At 72.4% G+C, this 18,032-nt stretch carries 15 protein-coding genes; 9 read left to right on the top strand and 6 right to left on the bottom strand.

The genetic code is table 11. The features are described from left to right. The first annotated feature begins 102 nt into the window (after nt 1-102). A complete protein-coding gene (locus tag ACFVHK_RS01190; RefSeq protein WP_376927217.1) occupies nt 103-3,309 on the top strand; it encodes a hypothetical protein in 3,207 nt (1,068 codons plus the stop codon). Between the two features lie 82 nt (nt 3,310-3,391). Next, complete coding sequence (locus ACFVHK_RS01195) at nt 3,392-4,216, top strand: hypothetical protein (RefSeq protein WP_376927218.1); 825 nt, start codon at nt 3,392-3,394, stop codon at nt 4,214-4,216. On the opposite strand, the gene ACFVHK_RS01200 is transcribed toward ACFVHK_RS01195, so the two are convergent. Next, complete coding sequence (locus tag ACFVHK_RS01200; RefSeq protein WP_376927219.1) at nt 4,213-4,578, bottom strand: ArsR/SmtB family transcription factor; 366 nt, start codon at nt 4,576-4,578, stop codon at nt 4,213-4,215. The genes ACFVHK_RS01195 and ACFVHK_RS01200 overlap by 4 nt on opposite strands. An 89-nt stretch (nt 4,579-4,667) precedes the next feature. Here ACFVHK_RS01200 and ACFVHK_RS01205 point away from each other — a divergent pair, with 89 nt between their 5' ends. From ACFVHK_RS01205 to ACFVHK_RS01220, 4 genes are all read left to right on the top strand, one after another. Further along, the gene (locus ACFVHK_RS01205; protein ID WP_376927220.1) at nt 4,668-5,984 is read left to right on the top strand and encodes an FAD-dependent oxidoreductase; all 1,317 of its coding nucleotides are present in this window, start codon (nt 4,668-4,670) and stop codon (nt 5,982-5,984) included. 48 nt (nt 5,985-6,032) lie between these two features. Next, complete coding sequence (locus ACFVHK_RS01210) at nt 6,033-6,935, top strand: metalloregulator ArsR/SmtB family transcription factor (RefSeq protein ID WP_376927221.1); 903 nt, start codon at nt 6,033-6,035, stop codon at nt 6,933-6,935. A gap of 66 nt (nt 6,936-7,001) precedes the next feature. Further along, nucleotides 7,002-7,418 (top strand): arsenate reductase ArsC, encoded by a 417-nt coding sequence (locus ACFVHK_RS01215; RefSeq protein WP_376927222.1) that lies wholly within the window; start codon nt 7,002-7,004, stop codon nt 7,416-7,418. Then, nucleotides 7,415-8,074, top strand: a complete 660-nt coding sequence (locus tag ACFVHK_RS01220; RefSeq protein ID WP_376927223.1) for an arsenate reductase ArsC — start codon at nt 7,415-7,417, stop codon at nt 8,072-8,074. The genes ACFVHK_RS01215 and ACFVHK_RS01220 overlap by 4 nt, the downstream gene beginning before the upstream one ends. Nucleotides 8,075-8,077: 3 nt before the next feature. Here the strand turns inward: ACFVHK_RS01220 and ACFVHK_RS01225 are convergent, their stop codons facing one another. The 5 genes from ACFVHK_RS01225 to dnaK all read right to left on the bottom strand — a co-directional run bounded on the left by ACFVHK_RS01225 (nt 8,078) and on the right by dnaK (nt 13,589). Beyond that, nucleotides 8,078-9,403, bottom strand: coding sequence for an ion channel protein (locus ACFVHK_RS01225; RefSeq protein WP_376927224.1), 1,326 nt, complete (start codon nt 9,401-9,403; stop codon nt 8,078-8,080). 111 nt (nt 9,404-9,514) lie between these two features. Further along, nucleotides 9,515-9,937 carry a heat shock protein transcriptional repressor HspR gene (locus ACFVHK_RS01230; protein ID WP_129233784.1) on the bottom strand — a complete coding sequence of 141 codons (423 nt, stop codon included), beginning with the start codon at nt 9,935-9,937 and terminating at the stop codon, nt 9,515-9,517. Continuing rightward, complete coding sequence (locus ACFVHK_RS01235) at nt 9,937-10,938, bottom strand: DnaJ C-terminal domain-containing protein (RefSeq protein WP_129233783.1); 1,002 nt, start codon at nt 10,936-10,938, stop codon at nt 9,937-9,939. Before ACFVHK_RS01235 ends, ACFVHK_RS01230 begins: the two co-directional genes overlap by 1 nt. 96 nt (nt 10,939-11,034) lie before the next feature. After that, entirely contained in the window at nt 11,035-11,703 is a 669-nt protein-coding gene (locus ACFVHK_RS01240) for a nucleotide exchange factor GrpE (protein WP_376927225.1), read from the bottom strand. 2 nt (nt 11,704-11,705) lie between these two features. After that, nucleotides 11,706-13,589, bottom strand: coding sequence for a molecular chaperone DnaK (gene dnaK / locus ACFVHK_RS01245; RefSeq protein ID WP_376927226.1), 1,884 nt, complete (start codon nt 13,587-13,589; stop codon nt 11,706-11,708). 448 nt (nt 13,590-14,037) lie between these two features. Here dnaK and ACFVHK_RS01250 point away from each other — a divergent pair, with 448 nt between their 5' ends. The 3 genes from ACFVHK_RS01250 to rlmN all read left to right on the top strand — a co-directional run bounded on the left by ACFVHK_RS01250 (nt 14,038) and on the right by rlmN (nt 18,018). Next, entirely contained in the window at nt 14,038-14,940 is a 903-nt protein-coding gene (locus ACFVHK_RS01250; RefSeq protein ID WP_376927227.1) for a hypothetical protein, read from the top strand. A gap of 166 nt (nt 14,941-15,106) precedes the next feature. Continuing rightward, a complete protein-coding gene (locus ACFVHK_RS01255; RefSeq protein ID WP_376927228.1) occupies nt 15,107-16,633 on the top strand; it encodes a M1 family metallopeptidase in 1,527 nt (508 codons plus the stop codon). Nucleotides 16,634-16,743: 110 nt separating this feature from the next. Then, on the top strand, nt 16,744-18,018 hold the full coding sequence (rlmN, locus tag ACFVHK_RS01260; protein WP_376927229.1) for a 23S rRNA (adenine(2503)-C(2))-methyltransferase RlmN: 1,275 nt from the start codon (nt 16,744-16,746) through the stop codon (nt 18,016-18,018). The last annotated feature ends 14 nt before the right edge of the window (nt 18,019-18,032 follow it).

The following is an 18,032-nucleotide window of genomic DNA, read 5'->3' on the forward strand; positions in this document are numbered from 1 at the left end:
GGAACCCTACCCGCGCCGCGTCCGGGAATCTCCCCCGAACGGGGCGCACGGCGCCACCCGCCACAGGACTATCGTCACGGCCAAGCCTGGATGGGGGGAGCCATGGCCGCCGTCGTCGAACGTGCCTCGGCATCGTCCGTGGCAGGGCAGGCCCGCGCCGCCGACGAGCTGAAGCGGTGGGTCAAGTCCCGGCGGCCGCGCACGATGCGCGCCATCGTCGCGGTCACGGTGGCGCTCGCCGCGATCATCTCGCTCGCCGAGATCGACCGGCTCATCGCCGGCGCGCTGAGCGCCACCGGACGCAGCGCGTCGCTGAACGGCACGATCGGGCCGCTCGCACTGCTCTCCCGGGAGAGCTGGTCCGAATGGGCGTCGAGCGCGAGCCGCGGTTCGATCGGCGGATGGATCATCGCGTCGATCCTCATCGACCTGGCCCTCATCGTCGCCTACTTCTGGATGGCGAAGCGCATCATCGCCCGGATGGGCGACGAGGATCCGCGGCGGTACGCGCACACGACCCTCATCCTGCTGCTCGGCGTCGAGGCGGCCGAGTTCGTCGTGCTGCTCGCGGGAGCGCTGCTCCTCGTGTTCGGTGGGGCGCCGGTCCCGGCCGACCAGGCGGGCCTCCTGGCGCCGCTCGGTCCGATCGCGATCACCGAGGCCGCGCTCGGCACCCTCAAGTGCGCGCTCATCCTGCTGCTGGCCGTCTTCGTCGTGCGCGACGCCCTCGCTCGGCGGATCATCTGGACCGCCGTCCGCCGGCTCGCGCAGGCGCTCTGGCTGCACCGCCTCTCGGCCGTGCTCGTCCTCGCCCTCGCGGTCCTCACGTGCATCCCCACCGAAGGCGTGCTCGACCAACTTCCGGACCTGCAGCGCCGGTGGGCGGCGTTCGACGGCGCGGCCGGTCGGCACATGGCCCTCGCCCTCGTGGCGATCGCGATCGCCGTGCTGTGCGCCTGGTCGCTCGGCCGGGCGCGCACTCGCGCACTCGCCTCGGGGGTCCGGGGGTTCGACGTGACCGAGGTGACGCCCCGCCGCGTGCACGCGCTGTGGTGGCTCGCCCCGATGATCGTCTGGCTCGTGCTCTGGGTGGTGACGGGGTCGCTGACCGGCGCTTGGGTGCCCGGATGGTCGGCCATCGTGTTCCTCGTCGTGCCCGCGCTCGTCATGCTGACCTGGCTGCGCCGACCGGATGCCGCGTGGAAGATCACTCCTCGGATCGACCGCCTCGACCGCGCGCGCTGGGCGTGGCTCACGGGCGACGCCGTCGCCGTCGCCATCCCGGTCATCGCGGGACTCGGGCTCGTGCGCTCGTTCACCGCGCCCGTGTTCGCCGGGCGGCTGCCGAACGACGCCGCGGAGCGGTATCCGCTCTCCATCGTCCTGCTCCTGCTCGGGCTCGCGATGGCGGTCGCCTCGCCGTGGCTGCTGCGGTGGAAGTGGCACGTGCCGGTGCTGCTCGACCCGACCGTCCGCGTGGACGCGGACGCCGGGGCGCCGCGGCGACGGCGGATCCACGTCATCGTCATCGTGCTCGGGTTCGCCGCCGGGCTCCTGCTGCTCGCGTGGATCGGCCTCCTGCCACTGCAGACCGCCGCGCTCTTCGGGGCACCGGCGCTCGCGGTGCTGCTCCTCACCGCGTGGGGTGCGGTGCTCGGTGCCTTCACGGTCGTGCTGCAGGACCACCCGCCCGCGCCCGTCTTCCGGTTCCTGCGGCTCCGTGCGGATCCCGTCCTCACGCTCGCCATCACGATCCCGCTCATCTGGGCGATCATCGCGCCGGTGGTCGGTGCGGACGACGTCGGCCTGCACGGCGTCCGCACGGGGGCGGTCGCGTCGAAGGGCGACCCGGTCGCGGCGCGCAACGCGGATGACTCGTTCGAGGACCAGGTGGACGATCGGTTGGGCGCGCTCGCCCGCGCCGGCTGCACGGCCACCGTCGGCGATGCGGAGTTCACTCCGGCGCTCGTGGTCGCCGCCGAGGGCGGCGGCATCCGCGCCGCGTACTGGACCGCGCGGGCGCTCGACCAGCTCCGCGGTCGCGTCGACGAGCCGGACTGCATCGCCGCGTCGGTACTGCTGTCGAGCGGCGTCAGCGGCGGGTCCGTGGGACTCGCCGTCGCCGCCGCCGGTGAATCGGACGAGGTCCGTGCCGCGACGGAGCTCAAGCGGCTCGCGGGACCGAACGCCGTCGGCACCGGCGCCGCGTCGCTCATGGTGGGCGATCTCGTCGCCTCGGTGACCGGGCTGCGCCTCCCGTCGAACGTCGCCGGCGAATGGGCGTGGCGCGACCGCGCGGCCCTCATCGAGGACGTGTGGGTTGACGCCGTGAACGGACTCGAGGCCACGGTCGCGCTCGAGGCGAACGACCGCGTCGGCATCCCGGTGCTGAACTCCACCGACATCCGCTCGAAGTGCAAGGTGCTCGTCTCGAACGGGCTCACGACCGAGGCCGGGCCGACACCCGCGGCGCCGACGACGTCCGGGGCCGGCGGTGCAGCGCCCGACGACGACCCGGACGCCGCCGCCGCCGCGGTCGAGGCCGACCCGAGCATCGGATGCGAGACGCCCGCGACGGCTCCCGCGGCGAGCCTGCCCGTCGCGTCCGCGTGCTTCTCCGACATGGATTGGGCGACCGCGGCGATGCTCTCCGCGCGCTTCGCCGTGATCACGCCGGCCGCGCGCATGCCGGGCGAGAGCGTCTGCGGCAACGCGAGCATGCAACTCGTCGACGGCGGCTACGCGGAACCGTCGGGCCTCGGCACCGCCGCCGACCTGGCGCCGGTCATCGCCGACCGCATCGCGGCCTGGAACCGCGAACACCCGACCGCGGATCCGATCGTGCCGATCCTCGTGTACCTGAAGAACTCCGCCGGGTACGACCTCCGACGCAACCTCGAGGACGTGACCGCCGAGCCCCTCGTCCCGCTCGTGGGGTATCCGGCCCTGACGAAGGCCGCCACCGAGCAGGCGCTGCGACAGCGGGTGACCGCGGCGTTCGTGACGATCGGCGAGGTCGATGAACGCGACGCCACGACGGCGGACGCGGAGCCGACCGCCTCGAACGAGGGCTCCGAGAAGGCGGCTCGCGCGATCGAGGAGGTCCAGGACTGCGCGAACCCACGATGCCTGCCGGGCCTCGAGGTCATCGTCGCGCCGTCCACCGTGCCCGCGGTGATGCCGCCGCTCGGCTGGGCGCTGAGCGGCTTCAGCATCGGGAGCCTCGACCGCGCCATGCTGGTGCAGACGGAGAAGTCGACGACGGACGTGCCGAACCTCCGCACGCTGCGCTCGCTCACCGAGGACTGACGCGCCCGTCCGGGAATACGTCGGATCGTCGCGCGGAACCCGATGGCGGCGATCAGCCGCGTTTGGTAGGTTCGGCCCCCGAATGCGAGACACGGCAGGTCCACCGGGGGAGCGCCGCGCGGCGAGGGGATCGACCACGCGGCGTCCGTCGTCGGCGCCGTCGGGGCGCCGGGTCGCACCGACCGCGTCGCCCGATCGGGACGCGGCGTCCGCTCGCCGGGTTCCAACGCCGCAGCGCCGTGGTGCGGCGTCCGTCCGCCCACGTCACCGGCGGCTCGGGAATGCACTCGCGGCGACCGCCGCGATCGCCGGCATCCTCGCGACGCTCGCCCTCGCACCGCTCCCGCGCGCGAGCGCGCCGATCGCGGAGGCATACGTCACGACCGTCTCGCCGTTCTCCGGCGCTGTGCAGGAGGTCGAGGTCGACGGCGACGTCGCGCCCGCGAGCGTGTCGCGCGAGGGCTACTCGACGACGACCGGGCCGGAGACACTCGTCGACTCCGGCACGAACTACGACTGGGCGAGGCTCGTGCTCGTGTTCGGCGACTGGCCGCTCACCGACGAGAACGTGCGGCTCATGGTGGAGTGGATGCGCGAGGAGAACGGCCCCGACAACTGGTGGAACCGCAACAACCCGCTGAACAACGGGTACGGCTCCGGCGGCGGCAGCGGCCTCGGAAGCTACGACACGCTCGTGACCGCGGCCGAGTACGCGGCCTCGAACCTGAAGAAGCGCTCGTTCTACGCCGGCATCGTCGCGGGGCTCGAGGCCGGCACGTCGGCGGATGCCACGGCTCGCGCGATCTGGGCCTCGCCGTGGGCGTCGAGCCACTACGGGAACGGTGCGTGGTGGTCGACGGCGCCCGTTCCTGTGGTCACCGCACCTGCGTCGGCCTGGGGGCGCTAGCCGTCGGCGAGGAGTTGCGACATTCGGTCGAGCGCGCCCGGCACCAGCTTGTAGTACGCCCACGTGCCGCGCTTGCTGCGCTCGAGGAACCCGGCCGTGGCCAGGATCTTGAGGTGGTGCGAGACGGTCGGCTGGCTGAGGCCGACGGGCTCGATGAGGTCGCACACGCACGCCTCCTCGCCCTCGGACTTCGCGACGATCGACAGCAGCCGCAGCCGCGTGGGGTCGGAGAGCGCCTTGAACGACGCCGCGAGCTGCTCGGCGCGCCCGGCATCCATCGGCTCGGTGACGAGCGGGCTGCAGCACGCCGCACCGGTCTCGGCGGACCCGACGCCGACCGGCGTGAGTTCGAAGGTCGTCATGCGACCGATCCTACCTCGAATATTGACAAACTTCGATGTACAGGTCGAGACTGATATCGAAGAACTTCGATATCCACGAAAGGCCCGCCATGACCCTGCTCGACCTCACCCGCCCCGCGACGCGCTCCGAGCGTCTCGACACCCTCCCCGTCGCGGTCATCGGCGCCGGTCCGATCGGCCTGGCGGCCGCGGCCGAGCTGCTCGAGCGGGGCATCGACGTCGTGGTCTACGAGGCCGGCGACCGGGTCGGCGCGAGCGTGCACGAGTGGGGCCACATCCGGCTGTTCTCGCCGTGGCGCGTCCTCGTCGATCCCGCGTCGCGCCGCCTGCTCGAGGCGGCCGGATGGGAGCACCCCGACGAGGATCGACTGCCCACCGGCGCCGAGCTCGTCGAGCAGTACCTCGAGCCGCTCGCCGCCCTCGAGCCGCTCGCGTCGCGCATCCGGCTCGGCGTCGTCGTGACCGCCGTGGCCCGCGAGGGCATGGACCGGACCCGCACGGCCGGGCGCGCGGCGACGCCGTTCGTGCTGCGCGTGCGCGAGGCATCCGGCGAGGTGGAGGATGTCGCGGCGCGCGCCGTCATCGACGCGTCGGGCACCTGGCGCACGCCCAACCGGCTCGGCTCGAACGGCCTGGATCCCCTCGGGCTCGACGAGGTCGCGGACTCGGTGACGCACGCCCTCCCCGACGTGCTCGGACGCGACCGCGCCCGCTTCGCGGGCCGCCGCGTGACGGTCGTGGGCGCCGGGCACTCGGCCGCGAACACGCTGCTCGCCCTCGCCGCGCTCGCGCGGGACGAGCCGGAGACGCGGATCACCTGGGCCATCCGCAACGCCTCGGCCGTCCGCGTCACGACCTCCGACGACGACGGGCTCCCCGCCCGCGCCTCGATCGGGCGCCGCGTCGACGACCTCGTGCACGCGGGGCGCATCGAGGTGCTCGACCGGTTCGAGATCGTCCGGCTGGGCCGCGCCGCCGACGGCGGCGTACGCGTCGTCGGCTCGCGCGCCGGCGAGCTCGTCGAGCACGACGCCGACCTCATCGTGAACGCGACGGGCTTCCGCCCCGACCTCGACCTGCTCCGCGAGGTCCGGCTCGAGCTCGACGACATCGTCGAGGCGCCGAAGCGCCTGGCGCCGCTCATCGACCCGAACGTGCACACCTGCGGCACGGTCGAGCCGCACGGCTTCGCCGAGCTCCGCCAGCCCGAGGACGGCTTCTTCCTCGTCGGCATGAAGAGCTACGGGCGCGCCCCGACGTTCCTGCTCGCGACCGGCTACGAGCAGGTGCGCTCGATCTCCGCCTGGCTCGCGGGCGACGCCGCCGGAGCCGCGAAGGTGCAGCTCGAGCTGCCCGCGACCGGCGTCTGCTCGACCAGCCTCGACGGATCGAACGGCTGCTGCTGAGTCCGGGGGCGGGCCGAGACGTCCGCTCGATTGCATAGACTGTCGTCTATGCACAAGGGTGGGGCGGATGCCGCGGCCGGCGGCCTGGCGCTGATCGCCGACCCCACCCGGGCGCGGATGCTCTCGCTCATCATCGCGAGCCCCGACGGCCGCGCGACCGTGACGGAGCTCGCCGACGAGCTCGGCCTCCGGCAGCCGACCGTGTCGCACCACGCGAAGGCGCTGCTCGACGACGGGGTGCTCGTACGCCGGCCCGACGGGCGCCGTGCCTGGTACTCGGTCGCACCCGATCACCTCGATCGCGTGACCGAACTGCTCGACATGCCCACGGCCGACTCGCGCCCCGACGACGAGGCCGCGATCGAGCGCGTCGTCGACGACCTCGCGACGCGGTTCGCGGGCACGTTCGGCCGCGAGACGGTCGAGCGGTACGTCCGCGAGAGCCGCGACCTCCTCGCCGAGCGGACGGGCGTCTCGAAGCGGTTCACGTCGCGCGCCGCGGAGTTCGCCGCCGAACGGCTCGCCGCCCTCGCAGCGCAGTCGCCGGAGTCGGGCGGGACCGCGCCCGAGGTGCTCTTCGTGTGCGTGCAGAACGCCGGCCGCTCGCAGATGGCCGCGGCCATCCTGCGGCACCTCGCGGGCGACCGGGTGCACGTGCGCACGGCCGGGTCGGAGCCCGCCGACGCCGTGTCGGCCGCCGTCGTCGGCGTGCTCGACGAGATCGGCGTGCCCGTCGGCGGCGCCTACCCGAAGCCGCTCACCGACGAGGTCGTCCGCGCGGCCGACGTGGTGATCACCATGGGGTGCGGCGACGCGTGCCCCGTCTACCCGGGCAAGCGCTACGAGGACTGGGAGCTCGACGACCCGGTCGGCCGGCCGCTCGGCGACGTCCGCGGCATCCGCGACGACATCGATCGGCGGGTGCGCGAGCTCATCGCGAGCCTGGCCTGAGTGCGCGCTCGACAATGCATAGATCTCCATCTATGCTTTAGGGAGTTCGAGCGAAGCGAGGTCCCGATGTCCGACAAGCCCACCGTCCTGTTCGTCTGCGTGCACAACGCCGGACGGTCCCAGATGGCCGCAGGCTACCTGCGGGAGCTCGGCGGCGACCGCGTCGAGGTGCTTTCGGCCGGCTCGGCGCCGAAGGACCGGATCAACCCGGTCGCCGTCCAGGCGATGGCCGAAGAGGGCATCGACATCGCCGGCAACACGCCGAAGGTGCTCACCACCGAGGCCGTGCGCGAATCCGACGTCGTGATCACCATGGGCTGCGGCGACGCGTGCCCGATCTTCCCCGGCAAGCGCTACGAGGACTGGGAGCTCGACGACCCGGCCGGCCAGGGCATCGACGCCGTCCGCCCCATCCGCGACGAGATCCGCCGCCGCATCGAGGAACTGCTCGGCGAGATCCTTTCCGAAGCCGCACGCGCATGAGCACGCGCGGGGGGCAGCTCACCCTCGACGACCCGCAGTCGGTCCTGCACCGCAGCGCCGAGCGGCTCGCCTCCCACTACGACGGCATCGTGAACGCCGAGACCGTGGAGCGGACCGTGTTCGAGTCCTACACCGCGCTCGCGCGCACCGCGAAGGTCTCGGTGCACCTGCCGAGCCTCGCCACCCGGTTCGCGAACGAACGCCTCACCGCGCTCGCGCAGGCGAAGGGCGCCATCCCCAAGCCCGTGCCCGAGGTGCTCTACGTGTGCGTGCAGAACTCCGGCCGCTCCCAAATGGCGGCCGCGCTCACGCGCGAGCTCGGCGCGGGCCGCGTGCACGTCCGCTCGGCCGGGTCGGAGCCGGGCGCCGGCATCCTCCCGTCCGTCGTCGCGGTCATGGCCGAGCAGGGCATCGACCTCGGCGAGGAGTTCCCGAAGCCGCTCACCGACGACGTCGTGCGCGCGGCCGACGCCGTCATCACGATGGGGTGCGGCGACGCCTGCCCCGTCTACCCCGGCAAGCGATACCTCGACTGGCGCCTCGACGACCCCGCGGAACTCGACCAGGACGGCGTCCGACGCGTGCGCGACGAGATCCGCGCGCGCGTCGAACGGCTGCTCGGCGAGATCGCGCCGGTGCCGGCCGCTCGCGACTGATCGTCAGGCCGTCGGCGGCCGCTCGGAGGACCCGGACTCCGTCGCCGTCGCAGCGTCCGCACTCGGCGACGCCGGCTTCGGCACGATCCGGAACTCGGGCGCCCTCGAGACGAGCAGCCATGCGGGCAGGATGACCACGCAGAGCCACGGCAGGAGCGCCAGGTCGCCCGCGACGGCGGCGGCGACGAAGAGCGCGAGCCATCCGTCCCTGGCGACCACCAGCAGGATGCCGATCAGCGCGCTCGCCACGCACAACGCGATCGGCAGGGACGGGACCAGGGTGTGCGCGAGGATGCCGAGCGCGGCGCCGATGAAGGCCGCCGGGAACACCCGGCCGCCGCGGAACGCGGCGCTCGCCGCCACGATGAGCGCGACCAGCTTCACCAGGACGATCACGACGAGCTCGCCGGCGTCGTAGGCGTCGGGATCCTCGAACAGCTCGGCCATCTGGTCGAGGCCCTTGAACAGGGTGATCGGGCCGCCGATGAGGCCGAGCAGCCCGAGCACCAGGCCGCCCGCGGTCGCGATGAGCAGCGGCTGCCGGAGGGCATGGAAGAGCCGGTGCACGACGGGGAAGGCGTACGCGCCCACGAGCCCCAGCACGGCCGCGACGCACGCGATCACGATGCCGGCGAGGAGGAGCATCGGCGTCGTGGGTGCCGTCGGCAGCGTGAACTGGAGCGGCGGTGCGCCCAGGACGTGCATCGTTCCCGCGGCGGCGGCCGCGGCGGCGAGCGGCAGGAAGAGCTTGTCCCACAGGGCGCCGCCGCCGCGCACCGCGGCGAGCGTACCCGTGAAGAGCAGCGCCGCGGCGACCGGCGAGCCGAACAGCGCGCCGATCGTGCCGGCCGCGGCCATCAGCATCCCGAGTCGGGCGCCGACGCGCGGCATCATCCGTCCGAGCAGCGCGACGGTCAGGGCCACGTTGATGGCGATGATCGGGTTCTCGGGGCCGAGGCTCACCCCGCCCGCGAGCGCGAGCCCGGTGACGATGACGAGCCCGGGCAGCGTGCGGAGCTTCAGCGGCTCAGAGACGAGTTCGGTCGTGGCGGAGTCCGGTCCGCCGTGGCCCGGCAGGAACTGGAGCCCGAGGCCCACCGCGAACCCGGTCGCGGTGAGCACCACGACGATCCACCAGCCGTCGGGATCGACGCCCAGCGCGTCGGGCAGGGTCGTCCAGAGCACGCCCTGCAGCGCGCCGGCCGCGACCTCGAGCGCACGCAGCACCAGCGCACAGAGCGCGCCGATGACGAGCGCCGGGATGAGGAGCAGCAGGAGCTGTTGCGGGGTGGGCGGTGGAAGCGGCGCCACGTCAGAGTCATCCGTCATCGTCGCCTCCCCCGAAACGCACGCGCGCCCGTGCCGCCCGAGCGCTAGGCACAGCCTCGCACAGGCGCCCGCTCGGTGGCGAGCATCAGCCGGGGGGAGGGAGCCGGGAGCTCAGTCGCGCTCGAGGGGGCGCCAGACGACGACGGCGTTCTCGCGGCGCACGCGCGTGCCCGAGCGCAGCGTGACGACCTCCCCCTCGGAGCCCGCCGCGAACACGCGGCGCCCCGGACGGTTCAGCATCTCGTCGGCGAGCGCCCGCTCGAGCTCGCGCACTCGCTGGCGCAGCTCGTTCACCTCGTTCTCGAGCCCGAGCACCCGGCGGATGCCCTCGAGGCTCACGCCCTCGCTCGAGAGCTGCTGGATCTCGCGCAACTGCGCGACGTCGCGCATCGAGTAGCGGCGGGACTTGCCCGCGGTGCGCTTGGGCGAGACCAGCCCCATGCGGTCGTACTGGCGGAGCGTCTGCGGGTGCATGCCCGCCAGCTCGGCCGCGACCGAGATGACGAACAGCGGGCTCTCGCCGTCGACCTGCATCAGGCGCTCCGGGCCTTCGCGAGCAGGTCGTCGCGGGGGTTCTCGTCGGGGAGCTGCGCCGCGAACTCGCGCAGCTTCTCCTCGGCGTCCTTCGACAGGTGCGCCGGCACCGCGACCTGCACGATCGCGAGCAGGTCTCCGGTGCCCTTCTTCGTCTCGACCCCGCGGCCCTTCACGCGGAGCACGCGCCCGCTGGGCGTGCCGGGAGCGACGCGCAGCTTGACCGGTTCGCCGCCGAGGGTCGGAACCTGGATGGTCGCGCCCAGCGCGGCCTCGGCGTACGTCACCGGCACCGTGACGCGCAGGTTCAGGCCGTCGCGCTCGAACACCGGGTGCTTGCGCACCTTCACGGTGAGCACGATGTCACCGGCCTCGCCGCCGTCGGGCGACGGATGGCCCTTGCCGCGGAGCCGGATCTTCTGTCCGTCCGCGACGCCGGCGGGCACGTTGACGCTGATCTCCCGCCCCTCAGCGGTCTGCAGCGTGATCCGATCGCCCTTGGTCGCCGTGACGAAGTCGAGCGTGGTCGACGCGGCCACGTCGCGACCCTTGGTCGGGCCGCCGTAGCCCCGGTAGCCGCCGGTGGGCTGGCCGAACCGCCCACCGCCGAACAGTCCGCCGAGCAGGTCGTCGTAGTCGCCGCCTCCGCCGCCCTGGCGGAAGGTGTAGCGCGTCCCTCCGGCCCCCTGCTGACCGAACATGCCACCGAAGACGTCCTCGAAGCCTCCTGCACCGGCCCCGCCCGGCGCGGTGAAGCGCGCGCCGCCGCCCATCGCGCGGACCGCGTCGTACTCCTTGCGCTCCTCGGGATCGGAGAGCACGGAGTTCGCCTCGCTGATCTCCTTGAACTTCGCCTCGGCCGCGGCATCCCCCGGGTTCTGGTCGGGGTGGTACTTGCGCGCGAGCTTGCGGTACGCCTTCTTGATGTCGGCGTCGCTCGCGTCCTTCGAGACGCCGAGCGTGGCGTAGAAGTCCTTGTCGAACCAATCCTGGCTGGCCATCGGCGCCTCCTTCCTGCTGAATCTACTGGGAACCGTGGAGGGCCGGCCCGCGGCATCCGCTGGTGAACACGGATGCCGCGAACCGGCCCGGGAGGGTCACGCGGGGGTCTTGACGACGACCTTCGCGGCGCGCAGCAGCGTGCCGCCGAGCAGGTACCCGGTCTCGACGACGTCGGCGACCGTGTCGACCTCGACCTCGTCGGAGTGCTGCTGGAAGATCGCCTCGTGACGCTGCGGGTCGAACGGCTCGCCGACCTCGCCGAACTTCGCGAGGCCCAGCTTCTCGACCGACGCGCGCAGCTTCGCCGCGATCGTCACGAACGGGGTGTCCCCCTCGAGGTCGCCGTGCTTCTCGGCCCGGTCCAGGTCGTCGAGCACCGGCAGGAGCACCGCGACCGTCGCGCCGATCGCGCGCTCGCGCTCGACCTCGCGGTTCGCCTCGGTGCGCTTGCGGTAGTTCGCGTACTCGGCGGTGACCCGCTTGAGGTCGGCGAGGTGCTCCGCCGACGGGTCCTCGACCTCGGCCTGCGCCGCATTGAGGATGTCGTCGACCGTCAGCTCCTCGTCGCCCTCGGCGACCGTGTCGGCGTCGGCGGCGTCGGCGGCCCCCGCATCGGGGGCCTCCGCGTCGGCGGCCTCCGGGGAGGCGGATGCCGCGGCATCCGCCCCCTCGGCCTGCGGCTGGCGAACCTCACCCGTCTCGGGGTCGATCCGTCGCTTGTCGCGGATGATCGGCTCGTCGTGGTTCTGGTTCTCGTCCGTCATGGCTACTTCTTCTCGTCCTCGTCATCGATGACCTCGGCGTCGACGACGTCCTCGTCGGAGGACTCGGCACCCTCGGCGCCCGACGCGGTCGCGTCCTCGCCGGGGTTCGCGCCGGCGGCGGAGGCATCCGCCTGCTGGCCCTGTGCGTAGATCGCCTCGCCGAGCTTGCCCTGCGACTGCGAGAGCTTCTCGAACGCCGACTTCACCGCGTCGTCGTCGTCGCCCGCGAGGGCCGACTTCAGCGCGTCGACGTCGCCCTGCACCTCGGACTTCACGTCGGCGGGCAGCTTGTCCTCGTTCTCCTTGATCAGCTTCTCGACCGAGTAGGCGAGCTGCTCGGCCTGGTTGCGCGTCTCGGCGGACTCGCGGCGCTTCTTGTCCTCGGCCGCGTGCTCCTCGGCGTCGCGGACCATGCGCTCGACGTCCTCCTTGGGGAGGGCCGAGCCGCCCGAGATCGTCATCGACTGCTCCTTGCCGGTGCCCTTGTCCTTGGCGGACACGTGCACGATGCCGTTCGCGTCGATGTCGAAGGTGACCTCGATCTGCGGGATGCCGCGGGGCGCCGGGGCGATGCCCGTCAGCTCGAACGTGCCGAGCGGCTTGTTGTCGCGCGTGAACTCGCGCTCGCCCTGGAAGACCTGGATCGCGACCGACGGCTGGTTGTCGTCGGCGGTCGTGAAGGTCTCGCTGCGCTTGGTCGGGATGGCCGTGTTGCGCTCGATCAGCTTGGTCATGATGCCGCCCTTGGTCTCGATGCCGAGGCTCAGGGGGGTGACGTCGATGAGCAGCACGTCCTTGCGCTCGCCCTTGAGGACGCCCGCCTGCAGGGCGGCGCCCACGGCGACGACCTCGTCGGGGTTCACGCCCTTGTTGGGCTCCTTGCCGGTCTCCTTCTTGACGAGCTCGGAGACCGCGGGCATGCGGGTCGAACCGCCGACGAGCACGACGTGCGCGATGTCGGACAGCTTGATGCCGGCCTCGCGGATGACGTCCTCGAACGGCTTCTTGGTGCGGTCGAGCAGGTCGGAGGTCATGTTCTCGAACTGCGCGCGCGTGAGCGTCTCGTCGAGATTGGCCGGACCCGACTCGGTGAGCGAGAGGTAGGGCAGCTGGAGGCTGGTGCTCATCGAGGAGCTGAGCTCCTTCTTGGCCTGCTCCGCGGCCTCCTTGAGGCGCTGCAGGGCGATCTTGTCCTTCGAGACGTCGACGCCCGTGGTGTCCTTGAAGCGCTTGATCAGGTGCTCGACGATGCGCTGGTCCCAGTCGTCGCCGCCGAGGCGGTTGTCGCCGGCGGTCGCGCGGACCTGGATGGTCGAGAAGTCGTCGTCCTTGCCCACCTCGAGGAGCGAGACGTCGAACGTGCCGCCACCGAGGTCGAAGACGAGGATGAGCTCGTCCTCCTTGCCCTTGTCGAGGCCGTAGGCGAGCGCCGCGGCGGTGGGCTCGTTGATGATGCGCAGGACGTTGAGGCCCGCGATCTCGCCGGCCTCCTTCGTGGCCTGGCGCTCGGCGTCGTTGAAGTACGCCGGAACGGTGATGACCGCGTCGGTGACGGTGTCGCCGAGGTACTGCTCGGCGTCGCGCTTGAGCTTCTGGAGGATGCGCGCCGAGATCTCCTGCGGCGTGTACTCCTTGCCGTCGATCGCGGACGACTTCCAGTCGGTGCCCATGTGGCGCTTGACCGACGAGATGGTGCGGTCGACGTTGGTCACGGCCTGGCGCTTGGCGGTCTCGCCGACGAGCACCTCGCCGTCCTTGGTGAATGCGACCACCGAGGGGGTGGTGCGGAAGCCCTCGGCGTTCGCGATGACGACGGGCTCGCCGCCCTCCAGGACGCTGACGACCGAGTTGGTGGTGCCGAGGTCGATTCCGACTGCACGTGACATGTGTGTATCTCCTTCTGCCGAGGGGCTCGCGGAAGTGGCCCCCGGCGATCGGCCCGGCGTTCCCCGCCCGCGGCCGAAGTCAGTGATCGGCGAGACTTGAGCCTCGCCGACTCAAGTGTCGAACCCGCCCGAATCGATGTCAAGTCGAGCCCGCTGAACTTGAGCGTACTTGACTCAACTCTCGGCGCTCTCCCAGTATTCCTGCCCGCCGGTGCCCCTCCTCCCCTTCCTCCCGCCTCCCCCCTCCGCCGCCCAGCCCCGCGCTTCTCCCCCGCGCGGATTGCCGATTGCGCCGGGAACGGGGCGCGAGTTCCCGGCGGAAGTGGCACCGCGCGTCGGCCGCGGCCGCAGGGCGAGTGCTCCTCCACACCGGGGTCCGTGAGCTCGAGATTCACCGGGGCGGGCGGATGTCGCGCACGACGCGCCCACGTGGGCTGGCGTGACGGGCATGAGACCACCCGCTCCGCTCCCGCACGAGCTCCGGTCGCGACCGTTCCACGTGCGGCGCGCCGCAGAACTCGGTGTCACTCGCGGCCGCCTCGGGGCTCGCGACCTGTCCGCCCCGTTCCGCGGCGTGCGTGTCGCCGCTCGGCCGGTCGGCCTGCTCGACCTCTGTCGCGCGTACGTCGAGCGGATGCCGGAGCGCCATGTCTTCAGCCACGAGACGGCAGCAGGGCTCTGGGGCCTGCCGTTGCCGAGCCTGGGAGCGCTGCCGCTCCACGTGTCCGCGCCGGCGCCGCTCCGCCAGCCCCGCGTCGCGGGGGTCGTCGGCCATCGGCTCGGCAGCGGCATCCGCACGACGCACCTCGCCGGACTCCCGCTCGTCGCCCCTGGCGACGCATGGTGCCAGCTCGCCGCGAGCCTCGGCCACGACGACCTCGTGTCGGCCGGCGACCGGCTCGTGGGATGGCGTTCGCCGCTCGTCACGCTCGACGAGATCGACGCTGCGATCGAGCGGTTCGGGGCCCGTCACGGGGCGAGGCGTCTGCGCGCGGCGCGCGGCGACATCCGCCCCGGATCGGCGTCGCGACGGGAGACGCGCCTGCGGCTGCGGGTGGTCCGCGCGGGGTTCCCCGAGCCCGAGCTGAATGCGCCGATCCGGCTCGGCGCGGGGTGGACCGCGTACGGCGACCTCGTGTTCCGGCAGTTCGGGGTGCTGCTCGAGTACGACGGGGAGCAGCACCGGGCGGATGAGGTCCAGTTCCACCGCGACGTCGAGCGGCTCAACGACCTGGCCGCCGACGGATGGATCGTGATCCGCGTCGGCCGCCTGCTGCCGCCGGCACGGGCGCTCGACCAGCTCGAGCGCGCCCTGCGAGCCCGCGGATGGCACGGCATTCGCGTGCGGTGACCGCCGCGTTGCCACTTCCGCCGGGAATCGTCGCGGGGCACCCGGCGGAAACGGCAAGCCGACGCCCGCCGGCCCGGGCGGCGGGGGACGGCGGTGCGAGTGGGCGAGGGGTACCAGAGCAACCGGCCGCCCCCTAGAGTTCGATCACGAGTGCGAAGGGGACACGATGAGCGGGTACACGAGGAAGTGGGTGGGCGGCGTCGCCGTCGCGACATTGGCACTGGGTGCGCTGGGGGCAGCAGGAGCCTCCGCAGCACCCGGCAAGCCGGGCGAATCGCGGTACACCGCGGGCGCATCGGGCGTCGGCGACGAGTACTTCCCGTACGCGGGCAACGGCGGGTACGACGTCGAGCACTACGACCTCGACATCACGTACACGCCCCCGGCCCCCTCACCCGCCCCGGTCGAGGGCGAGTTCGAGGGCGTCGCCACGATCGACCTCGTCGCGACGCAGGACCTCGACCGGTTCAACCTCGACCTGCGCGGAATGGACGTGCACGCGCTGAGCGTGAACGGCACGCCGGCGGCATCCGTCGCCCCGCCCGTCGCGGGGGCCGAGGTCGACGGCCAGGCGTACTGGCACGTGCAGGACGACGCGGCGCGCGTCTGGGAGCTCACCGTGCAGCCGCGGCCGAAGCTCAAGGCCGGTCAGCACGTGCAGGTCGTCGTCGAGTACGGCGGCACGACGACTCGCCCCCTCGACGTCGAGGGCGCGCTCTACGGCTGGGTGACCCAGCGCGACGGTGCGATGGTCGTCAGCGAACCCGAGGGTTCGATGACGTGGTACCCGGTCAGCGACCACCAGACCGACAAGGCGACGTACTCGTTCGAGATCACGGTGCCCGAGGGCAAGGTCGCGGTCGCGAACGGTATCCAGCCGAAGCCCGAGGAGACCGCCGACGGCTGGACCACCTGGTACTGGGACGCCCCGGACCAGCAGGCCAGCTACCTGACCACGGCCTCGGTCGGCGACTTCGACCTGCGCGACGCCTACACCTCGGCGAGCGGCGTGCCGATCATCGACGCGGTCGACACCAAGCTCAGCCCGACGCGCCTCGCGACGACGAACGCGAGCCTCGGATGGCAGGCGGACATGATCGACTTCTTCGAGGAGAAGTTCGGCCCCTACCCGTTCGTGGCCTACGGCTCGATCGTCGACAACGACTCGGTCGGCTACGCCCTCGAGACGCAGACCCGGCCGGTGTACTCATCGCAGGCGAGCGAGGGGACGGTCGCGCACGAGGCCGCGCACCAGTGGTTCGGCAACGCCGTGAGCCCCGAGCGCTGGCAGGACATCTGGCTCAACGAGGGCTGGGCGACGTACGCGACCTGGATGTGGAACGAGGAGCGCGGCATCCGGACGGCGCAGCAGTCGTACGACAACTGGTATGCGCCGGCGCGCAACCAGGCGTACTGGGACTTCCAGATCGGCGACCCCGGGCCCCTCGGGCTCTTCGCCGGCCAGGTCTACAACCGGGGCGCCGCGACGCTGCACGCCCTGCGCGTCGAGATCGGCGACGAGGCGTTCTTCGAGGCGGCCCGACTCTGGGTCGAGCGCTTCGACGACTCGTCGGGCACCGCCGACGACTTCCAGGCGATCTACGAAGAGGTCTCGGGGCAGGATCTCGAGGCGTTCTTCCAGACCTGGCTGTACGACCAGCAGAAGCCGCCGGCCACCTGGACCACGCCGTAGGCGACGGGTCCCGGGCGGGTCGCTGCGCAGTCTCGTCGAGGCCGGCGAGCTGACCCGCCCCGCGCCCGGCGTCCAGCCGATGCCCGGACGTCGACGCGTACCCTTGGACCATGCCGACCGACGCGCCCGAGAGCACCATGCCCGCCGATCGGGGCCGGTCGACCCCGCCGCGCTCCACCGGGATCCGACAGGTCCGCCCGAAGACCGAGGGCTGGAAGCAGGCCAAGGACGCCGACGGCCGCCCGCTGCTGCAGTTCGCGTCGCCCAAGCGCGGCAAGCCGCCCGCCCACCTCGCCGACCTCGCTCCCGAGGAGTGGAAGGCGAAGGCCGACGAGCTCGGCGTCCCGGCGTTCCGGCTGAAGCAGGTCGCGCGACACTGGTTCACGCGCTGGACGAGCGACCCCGCCGAGATGACCGACCTCCCGGCCGAGGGTCGCGAGGAACTCGTCGCCGGCCTCCTGCCCCCGCTCCTCACCGAGGTGAAGCGACTCGAGACCGACCGCGGCGACACGATCAAGTTCCTCTGGAAGCTGCACGACGGCGCCCTCGTCGAGTCGGTGCTCATGCGCTACCCGGGCCGCATCACGCTGTGCGTCTCGAGCCAGGCCGGCTGCGGCATGAACTGCCCGTTCTGCGCGACCGGCCAGGCCGGGCTCACACGCAACATGTCGGCGGCCGAGATCCTCGCCCAGGTCGTCGAGGCGAACCGCGTGATCGCCTCCGGCGCCCTGCACGGCAAGCGCGCCGACGACGGCACGCCCGAGCGCGTCTCGAACATCGTCTTCATGGGCATGGGCGAGCCGCTGGCGAACTACGCCCGGCTCATGCGCGCGGTCCGCACGATGGCGGCGCCCGCGCCGAACGGCCTCGGCATGTCGGCCCGCAACATCACCGTCTCGACGGTCGGGCTCGTCCCCGCCATCCGCAAGCTCGCCGACGAGCACGTGCCCGTCACCTTCGCGCTCAGCCTCCACGCGCCCGACGACGGCCTGCGCGACGAGCTCATCCCCGTGAACTCGAGGTGGAAGGTCGACGAGGCGCTCGACGCCGCGCGCGAGTACTTCGAGAAGACCGGCCGACGCGTGTCGATCGAGTACGCGCTCATCAAGGACATGAACGACCACGGATGGCGCGCCGACCTGCTCGCCGAGAAGCTCAACGAGCGCGGGCGCGGCTGGGTGCACGTCAACCCGATCCCGCTGAACCCGACCCCCGGCTCCATCTGGACGGCCTCGGAGGTCGACGTGCAGCACGAGTTCGTGCGCCGCCTCTCCGACGCGGGCATCCCGACCACCATCCGCGACACCCGCGGCAAGGAGATCGACGGCGCCTGCGGGCAGCTCGTCGCGACCGAAGACGACGAAGCCGCCGCCGCGCGAGCCTGAGCCGCAGCGCGGCC

Origin of the sequence: Agromyces binzhouensis (assembly GCF_042672355.1) — a bacterium.
In the GTDB taxonomy this organism is placed as follows: domain Bacteria; phylum Actinomycetota; class Actinomycetes; order Actinomycetales; family Microbacteriaceae; genus Agromyces; species Agromyces binzhouensis.

Bases quoted from the DNA above. Each gene is read 5' to 3' on its own strand.
- ACFVHK_RS01190 (WP_376927217.1), top strand. From the start codon at position 103: ATGGCCGCCGTCGTCGAACGTGCCTCGGCATCGTCCGTGGCAGGGCAG.
- ACFVHK_RS01195 (WP_376927218.1), top strand. From the start codon at position 3,392: ATGCGAGACACGGCAGGTCCACCGGGGGAGCGCCGCGCGGCGAGGGGA.
- ACFVHK_RS01200 (WP_376927219.1), bottom strand. From the start codon at position 4,578: ATGACGACCTTCGAACTCACGCCGGTCGGCGTCGGGTCCGCCGAGACC.
- ACFVHK_RS01205 (WP_376927220.1), top strand. From the start codon at position 4,668: ATGACCCTGCTCGACCTCACCCGCCCCGCGACGCGCTCCGAGCGTCTC.
- ACFVHK_RS01210 (WP_376927221.1), top strand. From the start codon at position 6,033: ATGCACAAGGGTGGGGCGGATGCCGCGGCCGGCGGCCTGGCGCTGATC.
- ACFVHK_RS01215 (WP_376927222.1), top strand. From the start codon at position 7,002: ATGTCCGACAAGCCCACCGTCCTGTTCGTCTGCGTGCACAACGCCGGA.
- ACFVHK_RS01220 (WP_376927223.1), top strand. From the start codon at position 7,415: ATGAGCACGCGCGGGGGGCAGCTCACCCTCGACGACCCGCAGTCGGTC.
- ACFVHK_RS01225 (WP_376927224.1), bottom strand. From the start codon at position 9,403: ATGACGGATGACTCTGACGTGGCGCCGCTTCCACCGCCCACCCCGCAA.
- ACFVHK_RS01230 (WP_129233784.1), bottom strand. From the start codon at position 9,937: ATGCAGGTCGACGGCGAGAGCCCGCTGTTCGTCATCTCGGTCGCGGCC.
- ACFVHK_RS01235 (WP_129233783.1), bottom strand. From the start codon at position 10,938: ATGGCCAGCCAGGATTGGTTCGACAAGGACTTCTACGCCACGCTCGGC.
- ACFVHK_RS01240 (WP_376927225.1), bottom strand. From the start codon at position 11,703: ATGACGGACGAGAACCAGAACCACGACGAGCCGATCATCCGCGACAAG.
- dnaK (WP_376927226.1), bottom strand. From the start codon at position 13,589: ATGTCACGTGCAGTCGGAATCGACCTCGGCACCACCAACTCGGTCGTC.
- ACFVHK_RS01250 (WP_376927227.1), top strand. From the start codon at position 14,038: ATGAGACCACCCGCTCCGCTCCCGCACGAGCTCCGGTCGCGACCGTTC.
- ACFVHK_RS01255 (WP_376927228.1), top strand. From the start codon at position 15,107: ATGAGCGGGTACACGAGGAAGTGGGTGGGCGGCGTCGCCGTCGCGACA.
- rlmN (WP_376927229.1), top strand. From the start codon at position 16,744: ATGCCGACCGACGCGCCCGAGAGCACCATGCCCGCCGATCGGGGCCGG.